Origin of the sequence: Acidovorax sp. 69, from assembly GCF_002797445.1 — a bacterium.
Classification (GTDB): domain Bacteria; phylum Pseudomonadota; class Gammaproteobacteria; order Burkholderiales; family Burkholderiaceae_C; genus Acidovorax.
The window spans coordinates 1,844,598-1,864,248 of record NZ_PGEP01000001.1 but is presented as its reverse complement, the minus strand read 5'-3'; the positions used below and the strand labels follow the sequence as shown (position 1 = coordinate 1,864,248).

The window sequence follows — 19,651 nt, the reverse complement described above, 5'->3', positions numbered from 1 at the left end:
CACAAATTCATAGCAAAAACCTGATTCACAAGCTCCAAACACTGCTGATTTGTTCCGTGAAGAGCTCTAAACCCCGCCAGTGGTGACGCTTGCCACGCTTTACTTGCGCAACACCGTGCGCCTGCACCTGCTGATGCCGCTGGATGCGGGTGTGGGCTGTCCTGCTATAGCTTTCGCTCGTACGGGAGCGGCGCGGTAGTGCGGGTGACGATACGCGTAGAGCCACTGGATTCAGCGCTGCGCGAACGCCGCGCGTTGGGGCTGGACCCTATGGTTAGTTGTTACTGGCAAGCCCACCGATCGCCTTGTTTACATCCACGCTCAGGATGCGCGGATCCCGTTGGGCAAACAGCTTTTCAAGCTGGTGCCTGGTAACGACAAGGTGCACCAGCCCCATTTGCGCATCAACCTCTGAAAGCACGGGCAACGCCCCCACACCGGCAGCTTTGAGAATCTCGTCCAATGCGCGGGTGTTGGCATCCATCTGATAGAGGCGCGCCTTGGGGCTTTGGTGAGGCAAGTGCGTGTAAGTCACGCCACCTCGCAGAAGGATATGAATTTCCGCACGGCCTTCACGCGCGGCGACCTGCAGCGCATCTTCGTGCCAGATGGCCGACGGCTGGCGCACAAAGCCACGCGGCCGCACCGCCCGCACATGCACGCTTTCCACCAATCCAAAAAACGCCACCCGATCAATTTTGGCCTGCACCACAGGCGCCAGTTGGGGGTTCTGCCTGCGGTCGATGCCCTGGATGTGCTGCGCAAACGGCTCGGCAAGCAGGCGGTCCAGCACTTCGTTCACTTCCGAGGGGCCGTCAAAGCGGGTGCTGCCGTCGGGTAGCAGGGTATACGGCGGCTCTTCGGTGGCCAGTACCAAGTCCACCTCTACGGTGGGTGAGGCGACGAGCGCATCGTCGATCGCTTCGAAGCTGCCATCACCGGCACGTTCACGCCCCCAGCTCCGGCCCGTTGGATCCATGGAAAACTTTTCGGCCAATGCGGTGCGTGAAAGCATGGCGATGCCCGCCGAGTCGGTATAAAACCCAATCCACCCCAATCCGTTGTTCCTGCGGCCGGTGGGAAAAGCGGAATCGCCCAATTCCGCATACAGCCGGTCGGCCAGGGCCTGCAGCCGCAATGTCTGTTCTTCTGACCGCGTGCGCCAAGCGCTGCGATCCAGAGTCACCATGACCCGCACCCAGCCCGTACGCTGAACTTGCTGTTGAAGCATTGCAAGTTCATAGGGAAGAATCTCCGCGGCAGTGGCTTGGAAAGCCACTGCGGCCAGGGCCGCCAAGAGGCTTGCGCCGCGCGCCCGGATGCGGGCCACGCCACCTGAAGGCAAATAGGGGAAATGGATTGGTGGTGCCATGTTGTGCTCTCTAGTTGCGCCGCGTGCTCGGTGCCGCATATATTGAATGGCGTGGCATCTTGCAAATGAGCCACATTTGCCCCGGTGCGACAACCATTTTTTGGCCATGGGGTGCGCACACACAGGTGGGCTCGATGCGTCTTCCTGAACGCGAACACAACTCAACCTCACACGCAGCCATGCCCAGCGCGCAGGGGATTGCCTTGCGCCGGTGGAAACAGGTCACGACAATCGGTCCCGCATCAACACACAGAACAAGGAGTCCCCCATGAAAGGTGACGCACAAGTCATTGGCCATCTGCAGGCCCAGCTCAAGAACGAACTCACGGCCATCAACCAGTATTTTTTGCACTACCGCATGCTCAAGCACTGGGGCTTCGACAAGCTGGCCAAGAAGGAATACTCCGAGTCGATCGGGGAGATGAAGCATGCCGACTGGCTCATGGACCGCATCTTCATGCTCGACGGCCTGCCCAACCTGCAAGATCTGGCCAAGCTGCAAGTGGGTGAGGATGTGCCCGAGATTCTGGCGTGCGACCTGCGCTCCGAGCAAGGCGCGCAGGCCACGATCAAAGACGGTATCGCCCACTGCGAAACGGTGCGTGACTATGTCTCGCGCGACCTGCTGCAAAAGATCCTGGACGACACCGAGGAGCACATCGACTTCCTCGAAACCCAGATCGACCTGATCGACAAGGTTGGCCTGCCCAACTATCTGCAGTCGCAAATGGGCGAAGCGGAATAGTTAAACATTTCTTTTCGCGGTGCGATGAGGACTTGTAACCCTCATCCACAACGTCTTCTTCTACGGGCTTCGGCCCGTTTTTTTATGCCACTACGGCGCGGCATCGCGCAGCGGGCTCGCCACATCTGGCCCACCACTGGTCACACATTGTTGCGGCCGCACATCAAGCTGCATAAAATCTTTACGCATTTAATGAGAATGCTTCTCAATAAAAGTAGAATGCCTTTGGCCCCATCGCTACCGCCCTGGCCCAGCCACTGCCTGCGGTAGCCAGCGCACGCCCAGCGTGCAATGGATGGTGTCGTTCTCTTGCAGCCAGCCAGCCAGCCGGGGCCTTGTGCCCATCCGCTGCAGCCAGCGTTTATGCGTAAACCTGTCTGGAGCTTTTTCTCATGCTGCGCCGCCCTGCCTGCATCCACCGCCTGGAGGCGGTATCCCCCCGCTTTTGTGAACACGCCCGCGCCGCCGGCCGGGTGGTGCAACAGCCATGAAGACGGCCCGCGCCGACTGGCGCTACCGCCTGGCCATCATGTCGCGCACTCTGGCTGCCACTGCAGGCGGCTATGCACTGGCAGCGGGCTTCGCGGCGGCACTGACACTGGGGCTCGTGCCGTTCATGCCCCGTGTGGAGGCCGTCCTCACAGCCACCATGCTGGCCTGGTTGGCCTATGCGCTGGCAGCTGCCTGGGCGTTTTACGCACGCACGGCCTGGGGCGCCTGGGGCGGCACGCTGCTGCCAGCACTGGCCCTGGGTGCCTGCGCCACCACCCCGCAATGGACGCAATGGATGAGGACCGCCGCATGAACCTCAACACGCTCCCCGCAGGGGCGGCCGCAGCCCCCCAACCGGCCAAAACACCCAAAGACCGCGAAGGTTTTCGCCAAGCCATGTCATGGCTGCACACCTGGGCCGGGCTGGTGCTGGGATGGTTGCTGTTTGCCATCTTCCTCACCGGCACGCTGTCGTTCTTCAAGAGCGAATTCAATCTGTGGATGCGACCCGAGGTGCACGGACTGCCTGCGGCCGATGCCCATGTCGCCCCCAAGGCCCTGGCTGCGCTGCAACGCCGGGTGCCCGATGTGACGCAATGGATCATGCGCCTGCCCGACGAGCGCGACCCCGCCGTGACACTGCTGTGGCGCGACACGGGCAATGGCCGTTTTGAGACCCTGCGCATGAACCCGCAAACCGGCGAGGCCATCACCACGCGCGACACCATGGGCGGCGACTTCTTCTACCGCTTTCACTTCGAACTGCGCACAGCGCAAAAAGGCCGCTGGGCGATTCAGGGCCGCTGGGTGGTGGGCGCGGCCACGCTGATGATGTTCATTGCACTGCTCACCGGCATCGTCACGCACCGGCGGTTTTTCAAGGACTTCTTCACCTTCCGTCCCGCCAAGGGCGGGCAACGCGCCTGGCTGGATGCACACAACGTCAGCGGTGTGCTGGTGTTGCCGTTCTACCTGATGATCACCTTCAGCGGGCTGATGATCTTTCACACGCTGTATATGCCGTCGGGCATTGCCACCGCATACCGCAGCGACAAGGGAATCGACTCAAACGCCTATTTTGCCGACCTGCAGGGCGAGAAACCCGAGCGCCGGGTGCGGCGCGGGGCCAGCGACAAGGTCGACCCTTTGCCACCCATTGCGCTGGAGCGCATCGTGGATGCAGCCAGCACGCGCTGGAGCGGCGGGCGCATTGGCACGCTGCAGGCGCGCCGCGATGCCGAAGGTCGCGCGGTGGTCGAAGTCACCCGCCACGAAGGCGACCGCCTGCAATACCGCCCGCCACGCCTGCTGTTTGACGGCGTCACGGGCCAATGGCTGGAGCAGGCCGACCCTACCAGCCCCGCAGTCACCACCTATGGCGTGCTCTACGGCCTGCACATGGCGCGTTTTGCAGGGCCTGGCATGCGCTGGGCACTGTTCGGCTTCGGACTGCTGGGCAGCCTGATGATTGCCACGGGCATGGTGCTGTGGACGGTCAAGCGCAGCGCACGCCGACAAACACCATCGCAACGCAAAGGCGCGGCCAGGGACGCCGCGACCACCAGCGCCCCGCACACAACAACACCACGCATACCGTTCGGCGAGCGTCTGGTGACCGCCATCAACATGGCCACACTGGGTGGATTGCCGCTGGCATGTGGTGTGTTCCTGGCATCCAACCGCCTGCTGCCCTTGACCACCGACCACCGAGCCGACGCCGAGCTGGCCTGCTTCTTCAGCACCTGGGGCATGGCCCTGCTGTGGGGCCTTTGGAGCACCGTGGTGCGCCCCCACCGCGCGGGGTGGAGCGTGCTGATGGCCGCAGGGGCGGCGGTGTGGACAACGCTGCCCCTGCTCAATGCCATCACCACCCCCACACACCTGGGGATCACGCTGCCGGCAGGTGAGTGGATGTGGGCAGGCATGGACCTGTCGTTCCTGGTCACAGGGGCACTCATGGGTTGGCTCGCGTGGCGGTTGCGGCCCGGTCGATCCCGCCAACACAAGGCTGCAAGCACCAGGACGCCACGCACAGCCCCGGAGGCCGCACTGGCGGCCACGCCAGACGTTTCGACCTCGGGAGCCTGATCCACCATGTCCGCCTTCTTTCTCTGTTTTTCAGCCTGGTCAGCCATTGCACTGGGCTTGGACCGCCACCACGAAGACGTGTGGGGCCACGAAGGCACCGCGCGCCAGCTGCTACACCTGCGCCGCGCCGGATGGCTGGTGCTGCTCTTTTCGCTGTGGCTGGCGGCCCGCCCCGCTGGCGGCGGCACCCCGGCCTCGCTCGGCGTTGCAGCGTGGGTGGTCGCACTGTCGCTATCGGCCCTGGCTGTAACAGCTGCCGTGACCTGGTTGCCCAGGCGCGCACCCGCACTCGCCGGTGCCGCCCTGGTGGGCGGCCTCACGGCCTGGGCCGGGGGCTGGTAGTGGCCTGCAACGCCAGCGCACCGCAACGGCGCTAAGCCTCCCGCCGACTGCACCGGCTCTCCGTCCCCGCCCCGCGCACCACCCCAGCCAACGGCCCGCCACGGGCCTGCGCCAGGCCCGGTGCATGCGGAGCTGTCTTCCCCTGCACTGCGCACACACATCACACCAAGGAAAAACATGCACGCATTCCACCAACCCCACACACTGCGCCCGCTGACAGCAGCCCTGCTCGCAGCCTTCTGCGGCGCCGCTCTGGCGCAAAACGCGCCGCCCGCCACCGCCACACAGATCCTGGGTGAGGTCACCGTGCAATCGTCCGGCGCGGACGACGGCTACGCCCCGGCAGCCGCCAGCACCGCCACCAAGGGCAGTGCACCCCTGCGTGATGTGCCCCAGGCCGTCAACGTGGTGCCCGCCCAATTGCTGCGCGACCAGGGCGCCCGCTCGATGGAAGACGCCCTGCGCAATGTGCCCGGCGTGGCCATGAGCCACGGCGACGGCCAGCGCGACCAGGTGGTGATTCGTGGCTTCACGGCGATTGCCGACCAGTTTGTGGACGGGGTGCGCGACGATGCGCTGTACTTCCGCGACCTGGCCGACATCGAGCGCATCGAAGTGCTCAAAGGCCCGGCCGCCGTGTTGTATGGGCGCGGCTCGTCGGGTGGCCTCATCAACCGCGTGACCAAGAAGCCAAAGTTCGGCGAAACCTCGGGCGAGGCCAGCGTGGGCCTGGGCAGTTTTGACTACCGCCGCGCCACGGCCGATGTGAATGTGGGCATCAGCGACACTGCCGCCTTTCGCGTCAACGCCGCCGTGGAAGACTCTGGCAGCTACCGCGACCAGCAGTTTGTGAAGCGCCACAACTTTGCGCCCTCGCTCGCGCTCAAGCTCGCCGCCCAAACCGACCTCTTGCTGCAGTACACCAACGCGCGCGACAAGCGCCTGACGGACTTCGGCATCCCTGCCCTGAACGGCCGCCCGGTCAATGTGCCCGCTGGCACCTACTACGGCTCCAGCAACGCCGCACAGGACGACACCACCACCAGCACGATGCAGTCGCTGGCAGCCACGCTCAACCACCGCTTCAACGACGACTGGTCGGTGCGCAACGTGACACGCGCCTACGACTACGCACTTGACCGCTACAACACCCTGCCCGGCGGCACCACCAACCCCGTGAACATGACGGTGGGCCGCACGCGCGCTTTCATCCTCCGCGATGAAAAAGGGGTGTTCAACCAGACCGATCTGACCTGGCGCAACCAGCTGGGCGGCCTCAAGCAGGAATGGCTGATGGGCATGGAGCTGGGCTCGCAAAAGAAACGCTCCGAATCGGTCTCGGGCGGGGCCGACCGCGTCTCCATCCTCAACCCCTCGGGCGTGGCGGCACCAGCGATTCCGGCGGCCAGCTACACCGCCGACAACGCCATCCCAAGCCACACCACCCAAGACACTGCCGCACTGTACTGGCAGGATCAGATCACATTGGCCCCACAGTGGAAGGCGCTGGTGGGGGCACGCTACGACGTGTTCAAGCAACAGACGGAGTTTGACCGCAAGCTCGCCACGCTCTCGCGCACCGACAAGAAGTTCAGCCCCCGCGCAGGTCTCGTATGGCAACCCAGCGATGCGGTGTCGTACTACGTGTCGTACAGCAAGTCGTTCCAACCCTCGGCCGAAGCGTTTGCGCTGGCCACCAACAACGAGGCGGCAGAACCCGAGATCACGCAGAACAAGGAAATCGGCGTCAAGCTGGACCTGCTGGACGGCCGCATGAATATCACGGGCGCACTCTTCAATCTGGAGCGCACCAACATCAAGAACACCGACCCCACCAACCCCTCACGCCAGATCAACGTGGGCACGCAGCGCACCAACGGCCTGGAGCTGACCACCAGTGGCCGCCTGACGGGCCGCTGGGATGTGAGTGCAGGCTATGCCTGGCTGGATGGCCGCATGACGAAATCATTGGCCACCACCAGCTCGCTGCAACTGCCCACACAGACCGTCGCAGCGCAAGGCAAAGTGGCCCCCCTGACACCGCGCAACTCGGCCTTCCTGTGGGCCATGAAGGACCTGGGCCACGGCCTGCGCGTGGGTGGCGGCATGAACTACGTGGGCGCGCGCTTCACCTCGCTGACCAACCTGGTCACGCTGCCCGCATACACCACGCTGGACGCGGCGCTGCAGTACACGCTGGGCCAGTGGGATGTGGACGTGAACATCAAGAACCTCACCAACCGCAAGCACTATGTGTCGGCCCATGGCAGCAACGACAACCTGATCCTGCCGGGCTCACCGCGGGCGGTGCAGGTGACGCTGCGGACGCGGTTCTGAGGGTGGTGTGAACAGCGGAAGGGGTACAAGGACCCAAATTTCAAAGGAATTTGGCCTCTTCCGCCAGACATCCAAGATGGGCACTGAATGGACCGTAGCCGCGCGCTGGGAGCAAAGCGTGGCTGTCAAGGGAACCGCGCTGCGGACTCTTCCGGTGAACCCGCTCCGCATCACGGAGGTGTCACGCCCTTCTGGTGCACCTTGAAGCTTTCATCCAAGTAGACCGACGAACTCGTCATGCCATAGCCTTCACAGACAAACCCGTTCAAAGGCAGCACGCCCGGCGCATCGATGATCCGGCCTCTCACCTCCTTGTACTTCTTTCCAGCACGCCGCGAATGAATCGCGGCGTTGGTCAGGTAGTTGAGGCTCACCCGGTAGGAGGAGTTGCTGGCGTAGTCTTCGTCATCCTGTTGCTCGCCGATGTGCTCCAGCTCTTTGGTCTTGGCGTTGTAGCGGAACTGCAGCGTGAAGCCCGAGAACCGGGCGGCGTCCGCGTAGTAGACCGCCTGAACGAACAACGAATTGTTTTTAATGTCCAGGTGGTAGAACTTGCCGGGGTGGCAGAACTCGCCGGACACCGAGAGCACCTGATAGCTGCCATCCGCACGTCCGGTCAGGACGAACAGCCGCTCCTCTTGCGGGCCTTCGCCTTTGCGCCCCATCAACAACATGACCCGATCGGGAACGCCGTCGCCGTTCAAATCACCTTCCGCAGCGGCCAAGACAAAGTCGAGATGCCGAAACTCGGGGGGGATTGCGAACCGGGCTTTTTGCTCCGCAGATGTGCTTTCGTCTGCGGCGTGCACGTTGCCCGTACCCAAAATGGCCAGAACAGCAAGCGCTGGCAAGGCCGCCCTGTGCAGCGCCCGGTACAAGGCCCACGTGCATCTCGCAGATGCGTGCGCAACAGGCTGAACGGCGCGGGATATCGTGGACACAGAGTTCTCCTGAAAGCGGCTCGCAGCCTGGGTTTGAAGCCGATGTGCTGATTTCAAACGCCGGTGTGAATGTATGCCAAACCAGCGCGTTGGGGCGAGAGGAATATAGCCTGCAGACTCCAACCCCGCCCTGCACCCACAGCCCCTGCGCGCAAAGCCGTCCCTGCCGCCAAGCGCCCCATGGGCAGCATGGCTGCATCCATTTCGCAACACCTCTACCCCCAGCACCGTCACTAATACAAACAATTCCCATTTGCAATGTAAAATTGAGTTTCCGCCAGCCATAGCCCTTCCCGCGAGCCCTTGAACGGGCCTCCCGGCTGCAGCCAGCACCCACCGTCTTCCGATGTTTCCGGGTTGTCTGGCTTGATGAACCACTTTTTCGCCTTCCCTTTTTCGACAGCGTGCCCCGTGCCGTGGGCGGCGCTGGCGGTGGTCCGATGGCATGACGGCCCTTACCACCCCGCCCCATGCTGAGCCCCACCGCCCTGCGCCGCTGGAGCTGGACCCACAAGTGGTCCAGCCTGGTGTGCACCGTCTTCATGCTGCTGCTGTGCATCACCGGCCTGCCGCTGATCTTTCACCACGAAATCGGCCATCTGCTGGGCACCGAGGTGGAGGCGCCTGCCATGCCCGCCAGCGCGCCCCGCGCCAGCCTCGACCGGGTGCTGGCCACCGCGCAGGCGCTGCACCCCGAGCGCGTGGTGCAGTTCGTATCGCACGCAGAGGGCGATGACAACGTGTGGTTCGTCACGCTCACGCCCACACCAGCGCCCACCGATGACTTCCGCTCGGTGGCGTTGGATGCGCGCACGGCGCAGGTGCTGGCGCAGCCACGGTTTGACGAAGGCTTCATGTACGTGATGTTCAAGCTGCATGTGGACCTGTTCGCAGGACTGCCAGGCAAGCTGTTTCTGGGTTTCATGGGCTTGCTGCTGCTGGTGGCCATCGTCACGGGGGTGGTGTTGTATGCGCCGTTCATGCGCAAGCTGGCGTTTGGCGAGGTACGGCGAGAGCGCTCCAAGCGGGTGAAGTGGCTGGATCTGCACAACCTGCTGGGCATCGTCACGCTGGTGTGGGCCTTTGTGGTGGGGGGCACGGGCATGATCAATACGTGGGCAGACCTGATCATCAAATACTGGCAGCACGACCAGCTCTCGGTGCTGCTCAAGCCCTATGAGGGCCAGCCCATCGTGCCCGCCACAGAGCGCGGCCCGCTGCAGCAGGCACTGCAGGCCACACAGGCCCAGGCGCCGGGCACCAGGCTGTCGTTCATTGCGTTCCCGGGCACGGCGTTCTCCAGCCCGCACCACCACACGTTCTTCATGCGGGGCAATGAGCCGCTCACCTCCAAGCTGCTCAAGCCCGTGCTGGTGGATGCGCGCACGGCCGAGGTCACTGCTGCGCCGCAGCTGCCCTGGTACCTGACGGCGTTGCTGGTGTCGCAGCCGCTGCACTTTGGCGACTACGGCGGCATGCCGATGAAGATCATTTGGGCGCTGCTCGACATGGCCACCATCGTGGTGCTGGGCAGTGGGCTGTATCTGTGGCTGCGCAAGGGTGTGCAGGCGGGCAGCACCACCGCAGCCGCCACGGTGCAAGGCCACACCACGCCGCCCACCACGCCAGCTAGCACGATGGTGGCGCGCACCGGCCGCACGCCTCCAAGCACAGAGGGCCGCGCATGAAGCCGCGTCCCTTCGGGTCGCTGTGGGGCGGGCCCATCTTGATGGCCGTGTTGACCACCACCGGCCTCGCCACCGCCCTCGTGTCCGACACCTGGGGCGACTGGTGGTCGTGGGTGGGCCTGGGTGTTCCGGTGGCGGTGATGGGCTGGTACGGCTGGCCGCGCAGCCCGTCTGCAGCCACCGCCCCTGCAGCACGCAGCCAACCACAGCCCCCCGCCAACAAGGCGGGCGCCAACGCCAAACCACTCTGAAGCTTTCAAGCACCTGTCTACCGCCATGCGTCATCTTCATTCCCCTCGCAGCCCAGCCCTGACCCCGGCCGCCCTGGCCGCCGCGCTGCTCTTCACCCTGGCCACACCCGCCGCTTGGGCGCAGGCTGAGGCCAGTGGTACCGAACCCCAGGGCAAGGCCTTGTCCACCGTCACGGTCAACGCCAGCGCCGATGCGTCGGCGCAGGGCCTTTCGCCCACCTACCCGGGCGGCCAGGTGGCGCGCGGTGGGCGTGCGGGCATCCTGGGCACCAAGGACGCGATGGACACGCCGTTTTCCATCACCAGCTACACCAACGAACTCATTCAAGACCGCCATGCCCGCAGCGTTGGCGACGTGCTGCAGAACGACCCCACGGTGCGCATAGCGCGCGGCTTTGGCAATTTTCAGGAGGCGTTCTTCATCCGCGGCTTCATCCTCGACTCGGACGACACGGCCTACAACGGCCTGTACAGCCTGCTGCCGCGCCAGTACATCGCCACCGAGCTGTTTGAGCGGGTGGAAGTGCTGCGCGGGGCCTCGGCCTTTTTGAATGGCGCCAGCCCCAACGGCGGCGGCCTGGGCGGCAGCATCAACCTGTTGCCCAAACGGGCACCCAATGAGCCCTTGAACCGCGTGACCTTTGGCGTGGCCAGCGGCGGCCAAACCCAGGTGGCGGCCGATATCGCCCGGCGCTTTGGGCCCGATGGCAACACCGGCATCCGCGTGAACGCTGCCGCACGCAACGGCGGCACGGGGGTGGACAACGAGGACGTGCAGCTCGGCCTGCTGGCCGTAGGCATGGACTGGCGCAGCCGCGACGTGCGCCTGTCGGGTGACATCGGCTGGCAAGACCACCAACTCAAGAACACCCGCACCAACGTCACGTTGGGCAGCGCCGTCACCAGCGTGCCCACCGCGCCCGACAACCAAGCCAACTTTGCCCAGCCCTGGAGCTACTCGAACGAGCGCGACATGTTCGGCACGCTGCGCGGCGAGTGGGACCTGTCGCCCACCACCACCGCCTGGGCTGCAGCCGGTGCGCGGCGCGGCGAAGAAGCCAACTCGCTGGCGAACCTGACGGTTTCGAACGCCAGCACAGGCGCAGCCAGCACCTACCGTTTTGACAATGCCCGCAAAGACAGCGTGAACACCGGCGAGCTGGGCCTGCGCGGCAAGCTGCAAACCGGCAGCGTGGGGCATGAATGGGTGGCAGTGGCATCGCACTTCAGCGCCGACAAGAAAAACGCGTATGCGATGGACTTTGCCAACACGCAGGCCACCAATCTGTACCGCCCCGTTGCATCGCCACTGCCAGCGCTCAGTGCAGGCGCATTCCGGGGCGGCGACTTGGCCGACCCCCTGCGCACCGGCAGCACGCGCCTCTTCAGCTTTGCGCTGGGCGACACGCTGCATCTGCTGGACAACCGCCTTCTGTTCACGATCGGCCTGCGCCACCAAAAGATGGAGATCGCCAACTACGCCTACGGCACGGCAGCGCAGACCGACCGCTATGACCAAAGCCGCACGAGCCCGCTGCTGGCGGCGGTCTACAAACTGGACAAGGGCCTGTCGGTGTATGCCAACTATGTGGAAGGCCTGAGCCAGGGCCAGACGGCACCCGGCACGGCGGCCAACCGCGGCGAGATGCTGGCGCCCTATGTCTCCCAGCAAAAAGAAATGGGCGTGAAGTTCGACGCTGGCCGCGTGGGCGGCAGCGTGGCGCTGTTTTCCACCACGAAGCCGCGTGCGTTTTTGAACGCCGCCAACGTCTTCAGCACCAGCGGCAAAGACCGCCACCAGGGCGTGGAGCTGGCCCTGCAAGGTGAGGCCACCAAGGGTCTGCGCGTGCTGGGTGGCCTGACCTGGCTGGATGCGAAGCAGCTGACCACGGGCGCTGCCGCCACAGACGGCCAGCGCGTCATTGGCGTGCCCAAGCTGCAGGCCAACCTGGGCGCTGAATGGGATGTGCCCGGGGTGCCCGGCCTGGCCGTGGATGGCCGCTGGGTGCACACCGGCGCCAGCTACGCCAACGCCACCAACACCCTGCGCGTGCCCGGCTGGAACCGGCTGGATGTGGGTGCGCGTTACCTCACCGAGGTGCAAGGCAGGCTCGTCACACTGCGCGCCCGCATCGACAACCTGACCAACCGCAACCACTGGGCCTCAGTGGGCGGCTACCCCGGCTCGGGCTATCTGGTGGTGGGCGCGCCGCGCACGCTGTCGCTGAGTGTGGGCATGGACTTCTAACTGCCGATTCGGCCTCCGGCCCTGCGGCCAGCCCCTGCGCGCCGAACTGACCTAATTCAGGGTCAAAACGCCACCTAGCGCTTATCCATAAATCGCTGGCAGCTATCAAAAGATGAGTTCTAAGCACCTCCGCGCACGCGGGGGTGCGGAGCCGTGCGCCTTCTTGATTTTTGTTGAAACCACCGAAAGGAAAACCTTCATGCCATCAACCCCCAAACGCAACACCGTTTTAATGACCACGATGATCGGGTGTGCAGCCCTCACGGCTGTCACCACCGCCAGCGCCCACCAAGTGTGGCTCGAGAACGCAGGTGGTCAGGCGCGCCTGCACTTTGGCGAATTCAATGAGAACCTGCGTGAGACCTCGCCCGGCCGACTGGACCAATTCAAGGGTGTACCCATGCTGGAGCAAGTGGCTGGCACCAGCGCACAGCGCGTGGAAGGCAAACTCGGCAAGGACGCCTTTGCCTACACAACCACTGGCACCCCCGACACGCTGTTTGCCGCCCCCGCCTACCCGCTGATCGACCGCAGCAAACGCAACCTGCCTGCGATGGTGTGGCAGCCCTCGGCCCGCTGGGTGGCGGGCCTGGCCAAACCCGTGACGCCTACCGCCCCTCTGGATCTTGTGCCCACCGGCAAACCCGGTGAACTGAAGGTGGTCTACAAAGGGGCGCCCGTGCCCAAGGCCAAGGTGCAACTGGCCGCGCCATCGGGCTGGACACGTGAAGTTGAAACCGGCGAAGACGGCACCGTTACCTTCGTCACGCCGTGGAAGGGCCAGTACGTGGCCGAGGTCAAGCACAACGACAAAACCGAAGGCACCACCGCCCAGGGCGAGAAGTACGGCGAAGCCAGCTACGTGACCACGTTGACGTTTGTGCTGGCCGACGGCATGGCGTCGCCAGCGCTGCCAGAGCCACCTAAGGGCCACTAAGCCAGTCGACGGGACACGGCCATCCAGGCCGCAGTCCCCGTCCGGCACGCAGCAACCCTTCATCCGGTCAGCTCGCCAGCCAGCCAGCCCGTCTGACGGTCGACGGGCCAGCGCGCCACATCCCCCCATCCCCAACGCCCCCTTGCCACGCCCTGTGCCACGGGTCTTGTTGGACCGTCTTGCGCACACCTTGTGCTTAAAAAACCCCGCTAGCGCTTATTTGACAAGCGTCAGCAGCTCCTCAATGCATAGCACCATGAACCACCATCGCCCCCTGCGCACTGCGATTGCGCAGGCTGTTTTGCTTGTTGCCTATGGCGCCGCGCAGGCGCAAACCCCCACCGCCGACGACACGAGCACTCTAGCGCCCACGTTGCGCCAAGTGGATGTGGTGGACTCCACCGCAGGCACAGCGGCCACACCGGCGCGGCGCGCCCAGAGCAGCTCGCGCCTGGGTCTGTCGGTGCTGGAGACACAGCGCTCGGTCAGCGTGATCGACAACGCGCTGCTGGAGCAGCAAATGGCCACCACCGAGCGCGACGTGCTGCGCAACGCCTCGGGCGTGGCCTCGCGCAGCGAGTACTACGGCTCGTATTCGCAGTTCTCCATCCGGGGACTGTGGGCCAGCAACACCTACAACTTCTTGCGCGACGGGGCCAAGTTCGTCCACCTGCTGGACCCGCCACTGTTCAACATCGAGCGCGTAGAGGTCATCAAAGGCCCTGCGGCGCTGGAGTTCGGCCAGGTGGCGCCCGGCGGCCTGGTCAACTACGTCAGCAAACGGCCCCAGGCCGAGCCGCTGCGCACCGTGGAAATCGGCGCAGGCAGCGATGGCTTGCGCACTGCCGAGTTCGACCTGACGGGCCCACTCAATGCGGAGGGCACGTTGCGCTACCGCCTGGACGGCGCCGCCAGCCGGGGCGGTAGTTTTGTGGATGGCAACAAGCCCCACAAACAAGGGTTTGCGGGGAGCCTGGAATGGCAGATCACACCCGACACAGTCTGGCGCGCACAGGCCGAAACCCAGAGCATCGACGGCACCTCCACCTCGGGTCTGGCCGTGCCAGACCCCAAGAACCCGCGCAGTGCCGACGTGCTGCCCGTGGGCGCCTTCTACGGTGAGCCGTGGCTGAAGACCGACGGCCACCTGCGCTTTTACTCCACCGAGCTACAGCACCGCTTTTCTGACCAGCTGGAAGGCCGTGTGCACCTGTCGCGCAACGAGACCTCCCGCAACGTGAACATCGTGTCGCCCATGGGCCCGGTGACGAATGGCCGCGTGGCGCGTGGCTACTGGATGGCGCCGGGGCAAAAATACAAATCAGATACCGCGCTGGCCGAACTGCGCGCGCAGTTGCAAACCGGCCCGGTGCAGCACACGGTGCTGGCCGGGCTGGACTGGCGCGCGATTTCCGGCTTTTATGGCGCGCGCACCACGGGCAACCTGGGCGCCATCGACCTCTACAACCCCATCTCAGGCCTGGTGCCACCTGTGGCCTCCACCGGCGTGGGCCGGCTCTCATCCGACGCGCGCAACACCGGCGTGTTTGTGCAAGACCGCATGGCGCTGGGTGACTTTGCCCTGCTGCTGGGCCTGCGCCATGACCGCTTCACGGACGCTTACACCACCCCCGTCACCGACCTGAACCAGACCCAGCCCAGCGCCGCGCTGAGCTGGGAAGTGCGGCCGGGCAGCATGGTCTACACCAGCTATGCGCGCTCGTTCCAGGCCAACTCGGGCACGCTGGTTTGGGGCGACCGTGCTGCAGCGCCATCCGAAGGCAAACAGCTGGAAGTGGGCTGGAAGCAGGAATGGCTGAACCAGCGCCTGCTGACCACCGTGTCGGCCTTTGACCTGGAGCTGACCAACGCGCCCGCCACCGACCCGCTGCACCCCGGCTACTCGGTGCTCACCGCGCGCCAGCGCATCAAGGGCGTGGAGCTGGAGCTGCAGGGCCGCATCACCCCGGGCTGGACGGTGACCGCCCAGGCCAGCTTCCAAAACCCCAGGGTGCTGGCCGACACCACAGCGGGCGCCAACGTAGGCAACCGCGTCGGGCTGGCCACGCGCCGCAACGCGTCGCTGTGGACGCAGTACCGCCTGCCCCGGCTGCCCGGCCTGTGGGTCGGCGGTGGTCTGGTGCACCAAGGCGACAAGTTCACCGCCAACGACAACCAATGGCGCTTGCCGGGCTACACCACGGTCGACCTGGCGGTGGGCTACCAGTTTGCGGGCGGCGTGCGCGTGCAGGTCAACCTGAAGAACGCGGCCAACCGCCGCTACTACCTGGATGGCACCGCCACCGCAGCGGGCTTTGGATCGGTCGTGCCCGGCCAGCCCCGAGCACTGCAGGTCTCGCTGGACTACAGCTTCTGACAGCGCGGCACACACCTCCGGCGCTCCGGGCGCCGATTTTTTAACCCCTGTTTTTTTCCACTGTCGACAAGGAAACACCATGACCCCCGGCACCACCCTCTGCCGCACCGCCATCGCGCACGCTGCATTGCTGGCCCTGTGCGGCGCAGCGCATGCGCAAACTGCGACCGATACCCCCGCCCCCACGACCGAGAAGGCGCTGGCACCCGTGACCGTCAACGCGGGCGCCGAGAACGAATCGCCCACAGCCCCCGTCACCGGGTTTGTCGCCAAGCGTGCGCTCAGCGCCACCAAAACCGGCACGCCACTCATCGAAACCCCTCAGGCCATCAGTGTGATCACGCGCGACCAGATGGAAGCCCAGGGCGTGCAAACGCTGCGCCAGGTCACGGCCTACACCGCAGGTGCGGTCTCCAACTACTTCGACAGCCGCGTGGACAGCTTTGCGGCACGCAGTGCCACCGTGACGCAGTACCAGGACGGCCTGCTGCGCACCTACGGCACCTACAACACCAGCCGCCCCGACCCCTACACACTGGAGCGCGTGGAGTTTTTGCGCGGCCCCACCTCGGTGCTCTATGGCCAGGGCAGCGTGGGCGGCGTGCTCAACCTCACCAGCAAGCGCCCGCAGGCTGAAACACTGCGCGAAGTGCAGGTGCAGGTGGGCAACAACGCACGCAAGCAGATTGCTGCAGACATGACCGGCGCTCTCGACAAGGACGGGCAGTGGCTCTATCGCCTGGTGGCCGTGGGCCGCGACAGCGGTAGCCAGATTGACCATGTCGATGACGACCGCCTGGTGTTTGCGCCATCGCTCACCTGGAAGCCCAACGCCGACACCTCGCTCACGCTGCAGGGCCTGCACCAGAAAGACAAAAGCGGCTCGCTCATCGGCTTTTTCCCCTGGCAGGGCACACAGCTGGCCAGCCCCTACGGCCAGATTCCCCGCCAAACCTTCATCGGCGAGCCTGGCTGGGACGCCTATGACACCACCAACAACTCGTGGGGCTACCTGTTCAGCCACCGCCTGAACGCCGACTGGACCGTGCGCCAGAACCTGCGCCGCACCGTGAGCGAGGTGGACTACCGCACCATCTACACCAGCTTCACGGCCAACGCCGCCACGGGTCGCCCTGCCCGGCCGGTGTTCAACAGCGATAACCGCACTGCCGTGCGTGACGCCGTATGGAACATCAACACCGGCCGCATGCTGCTCATCGACACACAGCTGGAAGGCAAGCTCCAGGCCGGCAGCACAGAGCACACGCTGCTGGCGGGCCTGGACGTGCAACGCAACCACACGGGCCAGCAAGCCTGGCGCGCCGTGGCCCCGGCCATCGACGTCTACCACCCCGTGTACGGCAACTTCACGCCGCCCACCGCCGCACAGCTGGTGCGCCAACCGAATGTGGTGCAAAAGCAGTTGGGCTTTTACGCCCAGGACCAGATCCAATGGGGCCGCTGGACCGCCACCCTGGGCCTGCGCCACGACAGCGTGCAGACCGACACCGAAGGCCGCCCCGCAGCCGCCGTGGACGACAAGGCCTGGAGCAAACGGGCGGGCGCCACTTACCAGATGGACGGCGGCTGGGCACCCTACGCGGGCTACTCCGAGTCCTTCCAGCCTCTGGGCGGCGTGGACGCCTATGGCACGCCCTACAAGCCCACCCGCGGCGAGCAATGGGAGGCGGGCGTGAAATGGCAACCGCCCGGCCAGGGCATCAGCGCCTTTGCCGCCGTCTACACCCTGCGCGAGAAAAACCGCAAGACCAACGACCCCGGCAACCCGCTCAACAGCCTGCAGATCGGCGAAGTCAAGGTCAACGGCTTCGAGGCCGAAGTGCAGGCCAGCCTGGCGCGCCAGTGGGACTTCACCCTGGGCTACGCCTTCACCGACGCCAAGATCAGCCGCAGCAACGCGGGCGACCAGGGGCAACCCGTGGCCAGCGTGCCCAAACACACTGCATCGGCCTGGCTGAGCCACCGCTTCGCAGCCCAAGGCCGTGGCGGCTGGACAGTGGGCGCGGGCGTGCGCTACACAGGGTCACAGTGGAGTGGCACCACGGCCATCAGCACACCCGCCGCCACCCTGGCCGACGCCATGGTGGCCTACGATGCTGGCGACTGGCGCGTGGCCTTCAACGTGGTCAACCTGGCCGACAAGGTGCACATCACGCAGTGCCTGGCGCGGGGCGATTGCTTCTATGGGCAGGCGCGGACGTATACGTTGACGTCCACCTATCGGTTCTGATGTGACCGCAGCCTCGGTTTAAATCAAAATTGCTGCCAGCGCTTTCACATCAAGCACTGGCAGCTATCAAAAAATGAGCGATTCATTGGCAGAGCAACAACCTACCGGCACGCCGCACAGGCAAGCAGCAGGCAACCGGCCCACTGTCTTCAATGCCCGCCAAACGTGCCCACCTGCCGCAGCCCGCCCGTCAGGCCCCACAGGCTGATGCACCAGCCGTCGCACCCCTCACTCACGACCAGCCCGGGCAGGTCGTTGCCGTCAATATCGACGTAGCTGTCGGGCGTGCCGGGCACCACGCCCATGTAGGCGTAGGCGCCTTGGTTGCGCACAAACACATGGTGCCTTTGCGCCTCATAGAACGCATCCGCATCGCGCACCACTTTGCCGGGCACCACCAGGGTGACGCGTGCGCCTGGAGCACCTTGCGGCGGGCGAATGGACATGGCAGCGTCCAGCTTCAACTGGCGCATCAGACCGCCAAAGCGGCGCGGGTCTGACTGCAGAAAGGCCTGCAGCTCCGCGCGGTGGTCAGGGTCAATCTTGCGCACATCCCACCGGGGCGTAGCGGGCGGTGTGAGCGAGAACAGCGCGTATTCCCGACGGTCACTCTGGCGGACAGGGCCTTGCACCGTGACGCCGACCCCCTCCCAGTCGTCTGCACCGGACGGGGTCTTGAACACGTCTGCCTTGCACTGGTACCTCACCCCCGCCTGCAGCGAAAACACCGCCTTGCCCATGTTGCAGTGCCCCGCCAGTTGTTGGAGCTGGGCCTTGTCGTCGAAACGCGCAATCACCGGCTCAAGGTCTGGCGTCAGCATGGCAAAGAAAAGTCCACCACGGTTGCTGTCGCTTTCTTTGCTCATGCCTGCGCAGGCGGGCAAAGCACAGGCCATGACCAGCAAGGGGGCAAGCAGTCGAACAAGCATGCGAAATACCTCCCTAAAAAACGAATGCCAGCGCCAACACAAGGCTGCAGGGAGCTGCAAGAGCGCCTCTATCGGAACGCCATGGCTCCACAGCACGCTCCACCTTACGGGCACGGCGTCTTCGTGGCTTTTGTTTCTACTCTTGGCGCCGCAGCAGCGGGTGCGGGCAGCTTGGCTTGTGAAGCGGTCGATGTGACGAGTCCATCCCCTTCCATCCGGTATTCGTACTCGCGCGTGGATCCGATCAGGTCCGTGCGAAACGTGCTGCTCGTCATTTTTGCCACGTAAAAGTGGGGGCGAACAATCTGGTACTGGTACGAGGTTGTCGCCGTCCCGCCGGTCGTTGTGCAGGTCGAATCGAATTGATCGTCCTTGAACTGCAGGACGCAGCGCCCGGAGTTGTCCTCTGCCGTTGACCCGTCCGCCCCATACAGAACGATCTTTACCGCCCGCCAGCACCCAAGGAGCGCGGGGTCTGGCGCAGCGGCGTAGGTCAATGGCGCAATCAAGGAGACAAAGAGGATGCAGGAACGCGCGAAGCACTTCATGGGGGAATTTGCTGTTTAAAAGAAGGGCGGCAAGAGGCAGGCCGAGCTGGCGCAGCCACTTCATCGCAATGGAAGCGGCTGCTGTTGCGGAGCCCATCACTCTGC

The 19,651-nt window shown here is 64.9% G+C and carries 15 protein-coding genes; 11 read left to right on the top strand and 4 right to left on the bottom strand.

Features of this window, described 5'->3' with window-relative positions:
* Positions 1–274 precede the first annotated feature (274 nt).
* On the bottom strand, positions 275–1,465 hold the full coding sequence (locus CLU85_RS08525) for a hypothetical protein (RefSeq protein ID WP_157803949.1): 1,191 nt from the start codon (positions 1,463–1,465) through the stop codon (positions 275–277).
* Between the two features lie 175 nt (positions 1,466–1,640).
* On the opposite strand from CLU85_RS08525, the gene bfr reads away from it, so the two are divergent.
* The 5 genes from bfr (at position 1,641) to CLU85_RS08500 (ending at position 7,376) form a co-directional block, all read left to right on the top strand.
* Positions 1,641–2,117 carry a bacterioferritin gene (gene bfr, locus CLU85_RS08520; protein WP_100409891.1) on the top strand — a complete coding sequence of 159 codons (477 nt, stop codon included), beginning with the start codon at positions 1,641–1,643 and terminating at the stop codon, positions 2,115–2,117.
* Between the two features lie 487 nt (positions 2,118–2,604).
* On the top strand, positions 2,605–2,922 hold the full coding sequence (locus tag CLU85_RS08515) for a DUF3649 domain-containing protein (RefSeq protein WP_100409890.1): 318 nt from the start codon (positions 2,605–2,607) through the stop codon (positions 2,920–2,922).
* A complete protein-coding gene (locus CLU85_RS08510; protein ID WP_100409889.1) occupies positions 2,919–4,697 on the top strand; it encodes a PepSY domain-containing protein in 1,779 nt (592 codons plus the stop codon). The genes CLU85_RS08515 and CLU85_RS08510 overlap by 4 nt, the downstream gene beginning before the upstream one ends.
* Positions 4,698–4,703: 6 nt before the next feature.
* Positions 4,704–5,039: a DUF3325 domain-containing protein gene (locus CLU85_RS08505; protein WP_100409888.1), complete on the top strand. Its 336-nt coding sequence runs from the start codon at positions 4,704–4,706 to the stop codon at positions 5,037–5,039.
* A gap of 177 nt (positions 5,040–5,216) precedes the next feature.
* Positions 5,217–7,376, top strand: a complete 2,160-nt coding sequence (locus CLU85_RS08500; protein ID WP_100409887.1) for a TonB-dependent siderophore receptor — start codon at positions 5,217–5,219, stop codon at positions 7,374–7,376.
* Positions 7,377–7,546: 170 nt separating this feature from the next.
* Here CLU85_RS08500 and CLU85_RS08495 read toward each other — a convergent pair whose 3' ends face one another.
* Complete coding sequence (locus CLU85_RS08495) at positions 7,547–8,317, bottom strand: hypothetical protein (RefSeq protein ID WP_157803948.1); 771 nt, start codon at positions 8,315–8,317, stop codon at positions 7,547–7,549.
* Positions 8,318–8,787: 470 nt separating this feature from the next.
* Here CLU85_RS08495 and CLU85_RS08490 point away from each other — a divergent pair, with 470 nt between their 5' ends.
* The 6 genes from CLU85_RS08490 (at position 8,788) to CLU85_RS08465 (ending at position 18,069) form a co-directional block, all read left to right on the top strand.
* Positions 8,788–10,005, top strand: a complete 1,218-nt coding sequence (locus CLU85_RS08490; RefSeq protein WP_100409885.1) for a PepSY domain-containing protein — start codon at positions 8,788–8,790, stop codon at positions 10,003–10,005.
* Positions 10,002–10,256: a hypothetical protein gene (locus CLU85_RS08485; RefSeq protein WP_100409884.1), complete on the top strand. Its 255-nt coding sequence runs from the start codon at positions 10,002–10,004 to the stop codon at positions 10,254–10,256. Before CLU85_RS08490 ends, CLU85_RS08485 begins: the two co-directional genes overlap by 4 nt.
* A 25-nt stretch (positions 10,257–10,281) precedes the next feature.
* Positions 10,282–12,504, top strand: a complete 2,223-nt coding sequence (locus tag CLU85_RS08480) for a TonB-dependent siderophore receptor (protein ID WP_100409883.1) — start codon at positions 10,282–10,284, stop codon at positions 12,502–12,504.
* A gap of 232 nt (positions 12,505–12,736) precedes the next feature.
* Complete coding sequence (locus tag CLU85_RS08475; protein ID WP_100409882.1) at positions 12,737–13,441, top strand: TonB-dependent receptor; 705 nt, start codon at positions 12,737–12,739, stop codon at positions 13,439–13,441.
* Between the two features lie 256 nt (positions 13,442–13,697).
* On the top strand, positions 13,698–15,818 hold the full coding sequence (locus tag CLU85_RS08470) for a TonB-dependent siderophore receptor (RefSeq protein WP_100409881.1): 2,121 nt from the start codon (positions 13,698–13,700) through the stop codon (positions 15,816–15,818).
* Between the two features lie 79 nt (positions 15,819–15,897).
* The gene (locus CLU85_RS08465) at positions 15,898–18,069 is read left to right on the top strand and encodes a TonB-dependent siderophore receptor (RefSeq protein WP_100409880.1); all 2,172 of its coding nucleotides are present in this window, start codon (positions 15,898–15,900) and stop codon (positions 18,067–18,069) included.
* A gap of 149 nt (positions 18,070–18,218) precedes the next feature.
* Here the strand turns inward: CLU85_RS08465 and CLU85_RS08460 are convergent, their stop codons facing one another.
* Positions 18,219–18,998, bottom strand: coding sequence for a hypothetical protein (locus CLU85_RS08460; RefSeq protein WP_100409879.1), 780 nt, complete (start codon positions 18,996–18,998; stop codon positions 18,219–18,221).
* A 104-nt stretch (positions 18,999–19,102) separates the two neighbouring features.
* A complete protein-coding gene (locus CLU85_RS08455; RefSeq protein WP_100409878.1) occupies positions 19,103–19,546 on the bottom strand; it encodes a hypothetical protein in 444 nt (147 codons plus the stop codon).
* Between the last annotated feature and the right edge of the window lie 105 nt (positions 19,547–19,651).

Bases quoted from the DNA above. Each gene is read 5' to 3' on its own strand.
- CLU85_RS08490 (WP_100409885.1), top strand. From the start codon at position 8,788: ATGCTGAGCCCCACCGCCCTGCGCCGCTGGAGCTGGACCCACAAGTGG.
- CLU85_RS08510 (WP_100409889.1), top strand. From the start codon at position 2,919: ATGAACCTCAACACGCTCCCCGCAGGGGCGGCCGCAGCCCCCCAACCG.
- bfr (WP_100409891.1), top strand. From the start codon at position 1,641: ATGAAAGGTGACGCACAAGTCATTGGCCATCTGCAGGCCCAGCTCAAG.
- CLU85_RS08500 (WP_100409887.1), top strand. From the start codon at position 5,217: ATGCACGCATTCCACCAACCCCACACACTGCGCCCGCTGACAGCAGCC.
- CLU85_RS08470 (WP_100409881.1), top strand. From the start codon at position 13,698: ATGAACCACCATCGCCCCCTGCGCACTGCGATTGCGCAGGCTGTTTTG.
- CLU85_RS08515 (WP_100409890.1), top strand. From the start codon at position 2,605: ATGAAGACGGCCCGCGCCGACTGGCGCTACCGCCTGGCCATCATGTCG.
- CLU85_RS08485 (WP_100409884.1), top strand. From the start codon at position 10,002: ATGAAGCCGCGTCCCTTCGGGTCGCTGTGGGGCGGGCCCATCTTGATG.
- CLU85_RS08465 (WP_100409880.1), top strand. From the start codon at position 15,898: ATGACCCCCGGCACCACCCTCTGCCGCACCGCCATCGCGCACGCTGCA.
- CLU85_RS08475 (WP_100409882.1), top strand. From the start codon at position 12,737: ATGACCACGATGATCGGGTGTGCAGCCCTCACGGCTGTCACCACCGCC.
- CLU85_RS08460 (WP_100409879.1), bottom strand. From the start codon at position 18,998: ATGCTTGTTCGACTGCTTGCCCCCTTGCTGGTCATGGCCTGTGCTTTG.
- CLU85_RS08480 (WP_100409883.1), top strand. From the start codon at position 10,282: ATGCGTCATCTTCATTCCCCTCGCAGCCCAGCCCTGACCCCGGCCGCC.
- CLU85_RS08455 (WP_100409878.1), bottom strand. From the start codon at position 19,546: ATGAAGTGCTTCGCGCGTTCCTGCATCCTCTTTGTCTCCTTGATTGCG.
- CLU85_RS08505 (WP_100409888.1), top strand. From the start codon at position 4,704: ATGTCCGCCTTCTTTCTCTGTTTTTCAGCCTGGTCAGCCATTGCACTG.